Below are 11,077 nucleotides of genomic sequence, written 5' to 3' on the forward strand. Positions count from 1 at the left end.
ACGCGCCTCTCGGGTTTCGAGTCAGCGTTGCGCTATTTACTTGTCATTCCCGCGAACGCGGGAATCCAACCTATTCCGTTTTCCCATTCGGCGGCGGTTCGGTTTCTCCCTTCCCGAAGTGCACCATCTCCACCACCGCTTCACCCAACTGGGGCAAGCCCTGCGCCCAGGTGAGAGTCATTCTACCATAACCTGTGCCCAAAAGAAAAGAGGCAAATCGTCTCATCGAGGGATGATGCAGAAGTTTTTCTATCTCCTGGTCGCTGGGCTGGCGCATGGTCGCCTCTCTCACCATGCCTGCCGGAGGCCATGCAGCGGGCTGCGTTTCCCCAACCCGCCCATGCTCGGCGTCGCCAGTTCTGCATCTGTCAGCAACCTCCCTTGTCCCGCGATGTAGTTGAGCCACTGGGTGAAACTGTCTACCTGGTCATCATACTCCCCATGCGGGAAAGATGTCAACTCGTCCAGAAAGTCGCCCAGCCAGGAAGCGCTCTCCGGCAGGTAGACATTGCCGCCTTCGCAGTACGGCGAGACCGCGTTCGCCCGGCTGACCTTATCCTTCGTCGGCTGATACTTGACGATGGGCAGGACTTCTCCCGCCTCGGTCTGCAACCCGAGTTGCGCCAAGACCGCGGCGGCGGCCGTATCTTCCAGCATCACCCACTTGGGCCGCCACCGCTCATACATGCTCACGATCTGTCGCGCAAGCCCGGGCGCGTCGGGCCGACCGCGCCAGACATCGAGGACATAGAGCCGGTTCTGCTTGTCTCGCCCGCCCGTCACACAGACCGCCCACGAACCCGACTCCACTCCCTTGAGCGGCGTATCCCACGACTGCCCAATCGTCACCAGTTCCGGGTGCTCGACGAACCGCGTGTCGAACCACTCTTCCTTGAACACCGCGCCCTCCTCTTCCTGCGGATCGCCCATGTAGTGGCAGGCGAAGGTGCGGGAGCCAACCCGCCGGCGAACCGCCTCCAGATACTCCGCCGAAAACATCTCCGGCCAGAGTGGTTCACCCGCTCCGTTCAGCGCGGGATACTTCCGGCTCTCCCATTCCCCCGAATCCATCAGCCGCCGGGCAATGTCATCCCGGTGCCACCTCGTCATCCCGAGCACCACCCTCCCGGACGGCTTCAGCCGCGTCTCGGCGATGCGCTGATACCAGGAGAACATCTTGTCGCGCTGATAACGAGTGGCCACCGCATCATAGGATTTGATCGGGTCATCAATCAGAATCAGATCGGCGCGCCGCGAGATGATCGGCCCACCCACCCCGACCGCCGCGATGGTTGGGTCCTTGTTGGTCATGTCGAACCGCTCGACCGTCCAGGCCGTCTCGCCCCATTTCGACTTGCCGGCGCGACAACCGGGGAAGACCTCGGCATATTTCGGATTCCCCGTCACCTGCTCCCGAATGGTCAGCGAGAAAGCATTCGCCATTTCGGCCGTCGCCGAGATCAGGATGATGTTGATCTCGGGGTTGATGCCGATCAGCCATGATGCCCAGATCATCGTAATCCAGGTTGACTTTGCGTGACCCGGCGGGGCGACGATCAGTAAGCGATCCGGCCCGGCCTGCAATTCGTCCAGCCAAGCGCGGTGGTGCGGCGCCGCCTCCAGCCCCCAGACATAGCGACCGAAGGCGGCGGGGTCAGTCCGCGCCTCAATGATCTCCGGCGCCAGATTCTCTTCCGTTCCCTGCGCCATCCCCTGGGCCAATCGCTGCAGGAACATGGAAGCCGCCAAGTCGGAGTATTGCGACCGCGAACTCTCGATGTCGGTCGGTGGGAATAAACTCTTGGGCAACGCGAATCACCTCCCTCAATAAATGCTCTTCCCTGGCCCCGAGCGTGAATCGGGTGTTCTGAATCACCGCCTGAATCTTCTCCGCCATCATCGTCAGTTTGGCGCCGGAGTTGATGGCCAAATCCAACTGCTCGTCCGATAGGCCGGCTTGCTTGGTCAGTTGCTCGATCCAAGAGTAAAACTTGGCGCGGAGCAGAGCCAGATCATCACCCAAATTGAGCGAACCACGGAACTGCTCAAAATAGTCTCGCTCCTGCTCGCTGAGCACCTTTGAGTAAGTGCCCGGTAGGGATTTCACCGCTGGCCTGCCACTCAATCCCCCGTGGAACTTGCAGCGCCCATAGCCGGGATGCGGCGTCATGTAGCCGGCAGGATGAGCGCAGGGTTTGCCGGTTGACTTAGTCTTCGAGCCGCATTTCCGCCCGCCATATTTCTGGCTCATCTATCCCGCCCTTCGTTTTCTCAATCTCTCAAAACGGCCAGGTCGATCTGATATGGCAATCGCCCTCGGTGACCTTCCCCTTGCACCGAGTGCAGATATAGTTCGCGTGCCAATGCCCGACAACTCGCAGGCCGACCGCCGATTCTTCGATGTCACCATCTACCGGCACCCACTTGCGAATGCAGAGCTTCGGATTAGTTGGGGTGGGCACCTCCTGAAACTCGAAGGTCACCATCTTTCCGACCGCCCCGCCGCAGGTCTTGTGTTCCCACTCCGAAAAACTAGGCATCAAGAGGTCGGCCTTCCTGGTCCCGAGTGGAATCATCTTCCCGGTGATCTGACACCATAGCCGACGAAACCAAATGCATTGATCGCAAGTCATCGTCTACTCGCCTCCTGCCAAAGTTGCAGATGGAATTGCAGTTTCCGAATGGCGCCTCGCAGAGTATGGGCAATCGGGACCTCAATAATGGTGCGATCAAACCACCGGGCGCGAAGGTAACGAGGACCCACTCTCCAGTAGTCGTTACCAGCATAGTCAACCGCTCCGGTAACATTGAACTGCAAGAGCGGCCACTTCTGGCGCAAGCGGTCCAACTGCTTCTGCTCGTCGGTCAGAGTCCATCCTATCTGAGCCATGGCCGCCCTTCGTTTTTCCAATCCCTCAATCTCCGCCAGCGGATGTGACTCTCGTTCTCCTTCGATATTCCCTCGGCATGATACCGAGCAACTCTGCCAATTGAGACCTGATCCGTCGCAGCCGTTTATAGCACGCCTGATGGCTCATGCCGAGAAAGTGCGCCGTCTCGGGCACTCCATGCCCATCAACCAATCGCTGAATGAGAATGAGGTCTAGCGGCGCAAGGTGCCGCAAGGCTTGTACCATATCAATCCGGTCTTCGATTTGGCTCAGTGTGCTCATTCGCCCACCTCCTCAAGTGTGATCTCACAGCCGGGCAGGTTATCACCCAGAGCAAACTGCTTCGTGCAGTGGAGCATCACCACCAGGGAATCATCCGCCAGAAGTGCGGGGACTAGGGCGTCAAGCGTTGCTTTGATCAGGTTGTCCAACTCTCCGCGCCGGCTCGTCGGCCAATGGTTTTTCTTGGGCAGGCTCTTTGGTCGCGGCAGGTAGAATCGCATGGTGCATTGGCAAGGGCCGGTCATGGCCGCCGTTCCCTTCCCCGCCAGCAGCGCGGCCTCGTGCCGGCAGAGCGTTGCCCATTCGGTCGAGGGCGAATAGACCCGGGCGTGTCCGCCGAAGGCGCGCGCCCGCGGCCTACCCTGCGGCTTCGGTATCCCGACAACTTTCAGGGTGATGGCTCTGGTTTGCTTCTGCGCTTCACTCTCCACGCTTCACGCTCCCTCGTCGAAAAGAGTTTGCTGCAACCTCATCCCTTCCAGCACCATCTCCAGGTTCGGGAAGACCTCGCAGAGCAGGAACTGATACTCGTACCCCACTCTCCACCTCTTCGTCTCGGGATCGAATGACCTCCGCGCCGGCTCGACCTTCGCTTTTAGTTCTTCCAGCGCCGTCCACCATGCGCCATCCTCTCCCGACCAGGTGAACTCAAACCAGCAGTCATCGCCGTCGTTGACGATCCGCAAAGATTCGAGACGGGCTTTCATTCCCCCAGCAGAATCCCCACCGCGCTCATCACCCGGCGCCGCGCCTCTACCTGAAGCGGCTGCAGGGCCCGGACGACCAACTCCATGGCGCCTATCGAGCCATCGTCGCTCGGCTTGGGCCGGTCGGGCATAGTCGCGGGAACCTGTGGCGCCGCCGGCACCTCCGGCTTCGCAGCCTTGGCCGCGCCCGGCTTCCGCCCGCGCTTGGCCTTCAACTCCGGCGGAGGAAGTTTCCTCTTCTCAGCCAAACAGTCGGGGCAAATCCATGTCCAGCGCCCCCGCTTGTCACTGGGCGGCTTGAAGGTGTGGAATCCGACCTGGCAGACCAGCATTCCATTCGCCTCCTCAGTGATGCACCGCTTGACCTGCGAGAGAGCAATACCGAAATGGTCTGCCGTGATCCGAAGTGTGTGCCCCGATTCCAAACAGTAGTCAAGTACCGCCCTCGAATCCACTGCTACGCTCTTCGTCATCTCACTTGCCTCCCTTGTTGTGATTTTTCAGCCATCATTCCCCCTCCGGCTCTCGCCCGGAATCTCAATGCCCGTGCAGGTCTCGCGCTTGTCGCCGACCTCGGCGCGTGACTCTTCCGCCATCCCCAGCAACTCCGCCTGCGCTTCCAACAATCTCCTCCGGGCCCGTAGCCACCGGCGGCGGTCTACTCCGGGCGGGCAAATGTCCAGCCTAACCTCTACTGCCACGGCGTCACCTCCCGCGCCACCTCGACGAACCTCTGTTCCCATGCCCGCCACCCATAGCGGAAATCGCAAATCGGCCCATTGCGCTGCTTGGCCAGGATAAACTCAACCTCCTGTTGGTCATGGGCAACCGCTTGCCGGTCCTCCCGTTTCTCCGCCCAATTGGGGTGATAGATGAAGATCACCCAGTCGGCGTCCTGCTCCAACTGCGAGGTGTTCTTGAGGTCGGTGAGTTCCGGCCGGAAGTTTCCCTTACCCAGGCCGGGCCGGTGGAGTTGGCTGGTGACTACCATCGGGACACCAATCTCCATTGCCAAGCCCTTGAGTACCCGGCTCGCCCTTGCCACTCGCGCCGTGTCGCCATCGGTTCCTGGAGCCTCTAGCATCTGCACATAATCCACGGCGATCAGTTTCAGGCCGTATTGCCCCTTCGCCTTGACCGCCATCCGGTAGAGTGAATCTATATCGGGGTTCCCGCAGGACAGATACAGCGGAACCTCTTTCGCTCGCGCCCCGACCTGAATCACCTTCCGCCAGTCCTCTTCGTTCAGGTTGGCGATCCGTAGAGCATGGCCGTCCACACCGGCGACATGGGTGAGTACCCGCTGGGCGAGTTCGCCTGGGTGCATTTCGAGCGAAAAGAATCCGACGGGCATATCATGCTGGAAGGCCAGGTGGCAAAGCATCTGCAAAACGAATGCCGTCTTTCCCCTTCCTGGCTGGCCCGCCACCAGGATATAATTGCCGGGGTGCATCCCCGTTGTTATCAGGTCAAGGCCGCATAGGGAAGTTTCCAGGCCGGTGACTGCCTTACCGGATACCTGCCGCTTCTCCAAATCGTCCATTTCTGCCTGAACCGCATCGGCGATCCGCGAGAAGGACGAACCCTCCGCCCACTGGAACTGCGCCTTGATTCCCTCGACCCTGGCCGCTGACTCAGCAATCACATCAGCCGTCGCCTGTGATTCGTCATAGGCCATCTGCTGGGCCTCATTCGCCACGGCGATCAGCCGGCGCCGGATCGCCTTGTCTTTGACAATCGCGCAATACCTCTCAGCGTTGGCGGCATGGGGCACAGAATCCAGAATGGTGGCCAGGTAGCCCAAACCGCCGACCATTTGGAGTTGGGCGCTATCGGCAAGACTGGCCTGTAAGGTAATCAGGTCAACCTCAATGCCGGCTTCCTGCAATCGCGTGATATGTGCAAAGAGCGTGGCGTGAGCCTCACGGTAGAAATCGCTGGACTCCAGCCCCTTGCCCAACACCCGGTCAATCGCCTTCGGGTCCTGCATCATCGAACCAAGTGTCGCCTGTTCAGCCTCTAAATCCTGCGGGGGCAGTTTGCCAAGTGTGAAGTCAGTCATGCACACACCTCGTTTAGTTCCTCGTGGGCATCAGCGAATAATCCTTTCGACGCGCTCTCTGCCTTCCTGAGATTCTTTACCGCCACCTCAAAGTAGGATTCCTTGAGTTCTATCCCGACCGCCTTTCTACCGAGCCGGATTGCCTGGTATGCCTCAGAGCCGATCCCCATAAACGGTGTCAGTACTGTCTCGCCTGGGTTGCTATACAATTTGATGCACCGCTCGATAGTGCCGAGTTGTAGTGGGCAAATGTGCTTCTCGTCATCGGCTGCCCGCGCCACAGAATACTGGAGCGTGTCGGTTTCATGCACACCCAGCCAGATACCATGCGCCCACTCAATCCACTTCTCATTGTCCATTTCTCCGTTGGCGACCGGAGTAACGGGTACGGCACATTCACCCGGCTTCCGAAAAAGCAGAACCTGGTCAACTAGAGCGGGGCGGCTACAGGACGAATCTTTACGCATCTGGACGAAAAGCAGGGCCTTGCTCTTTACACGAATCGCCTGCGCCTGCGGGTTCTTCTGCACGAATGCCCGCCCGACAAAGACCCATCCTTCGCGCTCGTAGGCACAGATCACCGCACCAGGAAAGTCACGAACACCGATATACCCGTCCCTTTGCGCCATCGCTGGAATGTCGCTCGTATGCACGCAAGTCAGCCGACCCGGCTTCGTGACGCGTAGCACCTCCCGGATAATGAAGGAGTAGTGCTCAAAGAACTCCGCCCAATCCCGCGAGTTGCCGAGGTCCCGTTCCGTAGCGGTGTAGGTGTATAAATCGGCGAAGGGTGGACTATACACCGAAAGATCAATCGAATCGTCGGCTAGTTCGGGTAGGCGCTTCGCGGAATCCCCCAGCATAGCCGTCCACCGATCACCAGTTACCACGGCCTCTGCATATAAATCGTCTTTCTGTTCCAGCATTTGCAGTTCCCCCTCTTCGTATAGCCTAATGCGACCCACCAATTCTCGACGAAGCCGGTTAGCCATAGCATCTTTGCGCATGACATTCCGATAAACCTCATCTTCCTGACCTGAGAGAATCAGGTGGACATTGACTGGCGATTCTTGCCCGTACCGCCACTCACGGCGAATGGATTGATAGAACTGTTCCCATGAATCATTCATGCCGAGAAAGGCCATATCGTGTGCGTTCTGGAAGTTCATCCCAAAGCCGCCAATACGCGGCTTCGTCACCAGTATGCGAAACTCCCCATCCTGGAACCTCTCGAACTGCTGGGCCTTATACTCTGGCGAATGATCTCCCCTAACCTCAACAGTGTCGTCAAATAGAGAGGCCGCAAGGGTGCTTTCCTGCGATAGACCCGTCCAGATAATCCACTGACCTGGAGAGGTCGCAACCGTAGCCTTCAGCGCCTCAATTTTAGATGTAAGTGTCTCCGCGCGAACGCAAGCACGGTCTTTGATTCCATGTAGATGGGTGAAGAATAACTGAGACGGGTCGCTATAGTCAGCCTGCACGAAATGGGGGGTAATCCGTAGTTCGGGAAGAATGAATCCGTCGTCCTTGTAGCCCAGGTCTGACGGCTGCATCATACTAATAGCCCAGGATGAAAGCCACTGAAAGAAGGGTTGCTCTGCGTGGTGCTTCAGCCGCCATTCCGTGCCACCCTTATTGCTTCCCTTTCTCCGATAGCCTGTTCCGTTACCATCGAAAAGGGTATGCTCCTTGTTCGCGTTGATGAAGAACATGGCAAGCATTTCAGCCATAGTACAGATACCCAAGAACTGCGAATGATTCCCCAATTCGATAGAGTCATTCGGTGCGGGGGTTGCGGTACAGCAAAGCCGATAGGGTACTCCATCGGCAGCGGCTGTCAGTTTCTTCCGCGTCTTTCCGTCAAGGGCTTTCAGTATGCTTGATTCATCCAGAACTACGGCCCCGAATCGGCTCAAGTCAAAGGCGTCGAGCATTTCATAGTTCGTAATCCAGAGGCTGGCTCCCCCGCTGATCTCGCCCTGACTGCGGACATAGGCTACCTTTATCCCGATCTTCTTTGCCTCTCGGCAGGTCTGGCGAGCGACCGACAGCGGAGCGATTATCAGTGTCCGCTTTCCAAGTAGCCGCGCCCACTCCAACTGAATAAAGGTTTTGCCGAGGCCGGTGTCCAGGAACACAGCGCAACGCCCCTTACCGACGGCCCATCTCACAATATCGCGCTGGAAAGGGAACAGAATCGGATTGATCTCATCAAGCGGGACAGTTATTCCGCATGATGTTACGCGATGCTGCTTCGTCCGCAGCCACCCTTCATAATCCAGGTTGTCGGCCAGGAAGTCAGTCATGCCTTCCCCCTCGCATAATGCTGGTTCAGGGCTTCCCCGCTCGTGCCGCGCTGGGCCTCCTCCGGCTTCTGCCGCCCAAACTCGATTGCCTTAGCCATCCAGTTCCGCAGGCCCATCCGGTGGTTGAATCGCTTGCGCTCCCCATCCTTCAGCCGATCCCGGTAGAGTTTGACCTCGGCCAGATAGTCGAGCCGAGGGAAGTCTTTGACCAGTTCAGCCAGCCAGGTAGCATCATCGGGTTTTGACTTCCAGTTAGGAAGAGTCTGGATTAGGGCGTAGAGGGGTTGCATTTCCTCCGGCACTTTGGGTTGAAGGGGGGTAGGGGGGTTCTTGGTAAGGTCTGGTAAGGATAGGTAAGGAGGGGTATGGTCTGTCTGGGGTGCGTCTTGGGTCTGTCCCATGAGTGTCCCTAGAGGGTGTCCTAAAAGAGCCATTTCTTTACCATAGCGGGCATCAAAATCAGCCACCACTTGCATGGGCGCCTTTGAGAGAATTGAGAATACCCCCTTTGCCAGGTCACCGCTTAGTTTGCCGCCCCTTCGCCCGTTGTATTCCAGGTAGGCCACCACCCAAATCCAGTTGCCGGGGTAGAACTTCACATGGCCCTGGAAGGCCACCTGGCAAGTCTCCTCAAAGGCGGCGGCTGTCCAGGGGCCAGTCTTGAGGCGGGCAACGGCAGGGTCAAACTGATAGACACCAGCACAGGTATTCTCGGCACACTCAGACAGATAATCGAAGAGATTGCGCTGGCGGGGCTTGAGGCCCAAGTACCACGGATCGCTCCATTTTGCTGAACTCATCCAAGTGAACCTCGCGCCCATATTTGCCATTTGCCACTACCTCTCTGTCTGTGATCTACCCTACTGCCTACCTGCCCCGGTGATGTGGGAGGTTGGGGAGGGGGGTGGTCGGGCAATCCCTTTTTCCTGGCGCGTCGTAGGGTCTCCGCTAAAATCGGATTCAGGCGTACTAGGCTCAGGCCGCTATGGTATTCCCAGGGCTTGTTACCGAACCTAGCAATCACCGTGGGGAAGTGTCCCTGGTCGCAGTAGTACAAGTCATGGCGGCGGAACCGCCCCAAGAAAGTGCAGTCCAGGCAGTCATGCTCATAGATCGGCTTTGCCATTATCCTCTCCCTTCTTTGCCTCCGCCTCTTCGCGGGTCCCGACCTCTGGGACCTCGATGCCCAGTTCCCTCTCCAGCCACTCAGCGGCCAACCGCCGATGACAGAACTTTCCGGGCTTCTCCCAGCAGAGCATGATTGCCCCATCGCCCAGGTCGCGATAGACTTGCTTTGCGTCCAGTTGGGCTAGTTGTTGAAGGTAGCGGACTGTGTACTCAGCCTGGTCAATATCCCCGTGGCGATAGAGATACAGATCGTTGCCACTGGGCACCAGCGGGAAGTACCGTTGGCCGAAGTACCACTCAGGTACACTCAGCGAGATGGCCTTAGCGAGAAGGAATCCCGGCCCACCCTTCGCGCTCGGATGTTTCGACCACCAGGAGAAAGAAGCAGTCTGGATCATGGCTTGTTGACCTCCCTCTTGCACTTCCCGCACCATCCCTGTCCGTATTGCTCCACCCAGCCTCCAGGCTGATTGCAGTCCTGCTGTTTGGCCGGGGTGAGTGAATCACTCAGGGACGAATAGCCTAGGGGCCAGAAGCACAACTTACGCCAACACAGGTCAGGGTGGCGCTGGATGATCCACCAGGCTATCCGCCATTTCCATCCCGTCCAGGTTATCCAGTAAGCGAGTTTCGGCCAGATGAAATATCGCCACCGCACCCAAGCCCTGTTCATGACCCATTGACCTCCTCCACTGTCACCAGTCCATTCTCGATCAGGTAGGCCAGGAGCAGCCCCAGGGATTCGGCGAGGCTGGGGCCGTCGCACCGCATATCTGTGGCGGCACCGCCATAATCGCTACTGTAGCCAACCTTAGTCAAGGCACCATCCCTATAACACTCAAAGGCGGAATCGCCAATCTGTTCCGGCATCACCGGCCACAACTCGTCGGCCTGGAGCGCGGCGACCTGGTCATTGGCGAGAAATCGTTTGCTGAAATTGGCCCAAATCTCAGACTCTACCAGCCGCCATTCCGATCCGGTTTGGGTGCGACCATAGACAAAGTAACTCTCCCTCCGCACCCCCAGATCGTGCAACCGCTTGCTGAGTTCAATACTCGTGGTCACAGGTTCAGGCATTATGCTTCTCCTTCCTGTGCTGCTCATTCGCTGTCTGGAGAAACTTGACGATAGCCTGGAGGCAACTGTGGTTGAAAGCGCAACCGGGTACTGTCAGAAAACAGTACGCCCGCCGGGGTCCATGCCATTGAATACTGCCGAGAATCTGGCCCGAAGGTGTCGAGGTGAGATGCCACCACCGCCGCCCCTTGTCATCGGTGCGTTCTCGCGCTACCATGTCGGGAGCATCCAGTACAGGTTCAGGCATTGGGATCCTCCTGTCGGCTGCAGGGGTTGCCCAACAACTTGGTCAGCATCTCGTCGAGGGCGGTGAGGGCCGAGAGCCTATCATCGCTCGCGCCCTGGATGTGTCTTGCCCACCTCGTCGCAACTCGCCAGCAGGCACTCGCCCACCACCCGTCGGGCATACGGCGTTCTTCCAGGTCAATGATTACCATCGGCCACTTCGCCCGCATCTCCTCCAGTTTTACTTGCCAGGGCTCACTCAAGGTATCCCTCCTTGCGAAGCCACAGCCACAGTTGGGCGGCGGCTTCGGCCAGGTTATGGTCTTCACTGTGTGCAATATCCTCATCCTCCCCTGGCGGTGGTGGAGTCATCGCCGAGGAGAGCAGCGTACAACT

15 protein-coding genes are annotated in these 11,077 nt (G+C 58.4%); all 15 read right to left on the reverse strand.

The annotated features are described in order from the left end of the window. Nucleotides 1-288: 288 nt before the first annotated feature. Entirely contained in the window at nucleotides 289-1,737 is a 1,449-nt protein-coding gene (terL, locus tag WC683_04705; protein MFA4971890.1) for a phage terminase large subunit, read from the reverse strand. Further along, the gene (locus WC683_04710) at nucleotides 1,667-2,251 is read right to left on the reverse strand and encodes a hypothetical protein (protein MFA4971891.1); all 585 of its coding nucleotides are present in this window, start codon (nucleotides 2,249-2,251) and stop codon (nucleotides 1,667-1,669) included. The genes terL and WC683_04710 overlap by 71 nt, the downstream gene beginning before the upstream one ends. Before the next feature lie 28 nt (nucleotides 2,252-2,279). Then, nucleotides 2,280-2,576, reverse strand: coding sequence for a hypothetical protein (locus tag WC683_04715; GenBank protein MFA4971892.1), 297 nt, complete (start codon nucleotides 2,574-2,576; stop codon nucleotides 2,280-2,282). A gap of 339 nt (nucleotides 2,577-2,915) precedes the next feature. Continuing rightward, complete coding sequence (locus tag WC683_04720) at nucleotides 2,916-3,173, reverse strand: hypothetical protein (GenBank protein MFA4971893.1); 258 nt, start codon at nucleotides 3,171-3,173, stop codon at nucleotides 2,916-2,918. After that, nucleotides 3,170-3,604 (reverse strand): RusA family crossover junction endodeoxyribonuclease, encoded by a 435-nt coding sequence (locus WC683_04725; GenBank protein MFA4971894.1) that lies wholly within the window; start codon nucleotides 3,602-3,604, stop codon nucleotides 3,170-3,172. Before WC683_04725 ends, WC683_04720 begins: the two co-directional genes overlap by 4 nt. A 3-nt stretch (nucleotides 3,605-3,607) precedes the next feature. Beyond that, complete coding sequence (locus tag WC683_04730) at nucleotides 3,608-3,880, reverse strand: hypothetical protein (GenBank protein ID MFA4971895.1); 273 nt, start codon at nucleotides 3,878-3,880, stop codon at nucleotides 3,608-3,610. Continuing rightward, nucleotides 3,877-4,353 carry a hypothetical protein gene (locus WC683_04735; GenBank protein ID MFA4971896.1) on the reverse strand — a complete coding sequence of 159 codons (477 nt, stop codon included), beginning with the start codon at nucleotides 4,351-4,353 and terminating at the stop codon, nucleotides 3,877-3,879. Before WC683_04735 ends, WC683_04730 begins: the two co-directional genes overlap by 4 nt. A gap of 27 nt (nucleotides 4,354-4,380) precedes the next feature. Continuing rightward, entirely contained in the window at nucleotides 4,381-4,581 is a 201-nt protein-coding gene (locus WC683_04740; protein ID MFA4971897.1) for a hypothetical protein, read from the reverse strand. Beyond that, a complete protein-coding gene (locus WC683_04745) occupies nucleotides 4,572-5,942 on the reverse strand; it encodes a replicative DNA helicase (protein ID MFA4971898.1) in 1,371 nt (456 codons plus the stop codon). The genes WC683_04740 and WC683_04745 overlap by 10 nt, the downstream gene beginning before the upstream one ends. Then, nucleotides 5,939-8,251 carry a DNA methyltransferase gene (locus WC683_04750; GenBank protein ID MFA4971899.1) on the reverse strand — a complete coding sequence of 771 codons (2,313 nt, stop codon included), beginning with the start codon at nucleotides 8,249-8,251 and terminating at the stop codon, nucleotides 5,939-5,941. The genes WC683_04745 and WC683_04750 overlap by 4 nt, the downstream gene beginning before the upstream one ends. Then, entirely contained in the window at nucleotides 8,248-9,051 is an 804-nt protein-coding gene (locus WC683_04755) for a hypothetical protein (GenBank protein MFA4971900.1), read from the reverse strand. Before WC683_04755 ends, WC683_04750 begins: the two co-directional genes overlap by 4 nt. 306 nt (nucleotides 9,052-9,357) lie before the next feature. Beyond that, nucleotides 9,358-9,777 (reverse strand): hypothetical protein, encoded by a 420-nt coding sequence (locus WC683_04760; protein MFA4971901.1) that lies wholly within the window; start codon nucleotides 9,775-9,777, stop codon nucleotides 9,358-9,360. Further along, complete coding sequence (locus WC683_04765) at nucleotides 9,774-10,052, reverse strand: hypothetical protein (protein MFA4971902.1); 279 nt, start codon at nucleotides 10,050-10,052, stop codon at nucleotides 9,774-9,776. Before WC683_04765 ends, WC683_04760 begins: the two co-directional genes overlap by 4 nt. Beyond that, entirely contained in the window at nucleotides 10,049-10,456 is a 408-nt protein-coding gene (locus WC683_04770) for a hypothetical protein (protein MFA4971903.1), read from the reverse strand. The genes WC683_04765 and WC683_04770 overlap by 4 nt, the downstream gene beginning before the upstream one ends. 239 nt (nucleotides 10,457-10,695) lie before the next feature. Further along, complete coding sequence (locus WC683_04775) at nucleotides 10,696-10,944, reverse strand: hypothetical protein (protein ID MFA4971904.1); 249 nt, start codon at nucleotides 10,942-10,944, stop codon at nucleotides 10,696-10,698. Nucleotides 10,945-11,077 lie beyond the last annotated feature (133 nt).

Source organism: bacterium (genome assembly GCA_041648665.1).
Lineage (GTDB): Bacteria > UBA10199 > UBA10199 > 2-02-FULL-44-16 > JAAZCA01 > JAFGMW01.

Bases quoted from the DNA above. Each gene is read 5' to 3' on its own strand.
- terL (MFA4971890.1), bottom strand. From the start codon at position 1,737: ATGTTCCTGCAGCGATTGGCCCAGGGGATGGCGCAGGGAACGGAAGAG.
- WC683_04710 (MFA4971891.1), bottom strand. From the start codon at position 2,251: ATGAGCCAGAAATATGGCGGGCGGAAATGCGGCTCGAAGACTAAGTCA.
- WC683_04715 (MFA4971892.1), bottom strand. From the start codon at position 2,576: ATGATTCCACTCGGGACCAGGAAGGCCGACCTCTTGATGCCTAGTTTT.
- WC683_04720 (MFA4971893.1), bottom strand. From the start codon at position 3,173: ATGAGCACACTGAGCCAAATCGAAGACCGGATTGATATGGTACAAGCC.
- WC683_04730 (MFA4971895.1), bottom strand. From the start codon at position 3,880: ATGAAAGCCCGTCTCGAATCTTTGCGGATCGTCAACGACGGCGATGAC.
- WC683_04735 (MFA4971896.1), bottom strand. From the start codon at position 4,353: ATGACGAAGAGCGTAGCAGTGGATTCGAGGGCGGTACTTGACTACTGT.
- WC683_04745 (MFA4971898.1), bottom strand. From the start codon at position 5,942: ATGACTGACTTCACACTTGGCAAACTGCCCCCGCAGGATTTAGAGGCT.
- WC683_04750 (MFA4971899.1), bottom strand. From the start codon at position 8,251: ATGACTGACTTCCTGGCCGACAACCTGGATTATGAAGGGTGGCTGCGG.
- WC683_04755 (MFA4971900.1), bottom strand. From the start codon at position 9,051: ATGAGTTCAGCAAAATGGAGCGATCCGTGGTACTTGGGCCTCAAGCCC.
- WC683_04760 (MFA4971901.1), bottom strand. From the start codon at position 9,777: ATGATCCAGACTGCTTCTTTCTCCTGGTGGTCGAAACATCCGAGCGCG.
- WC683_04765 (MFA4971902.1), bottom strand. From the start codon at position 10,052: ATGAACAGGGCTTGGGTGCGGTGGCGATATTTCATCTGGCCGAAACTC.
- WC683_04770 (MFA4971903.1), bottom strand. From the start codon at position 10,456: ATGCCTGAACCTGTGACCACGAGTATTGAACTCAGCAAGCGGTTGCAC.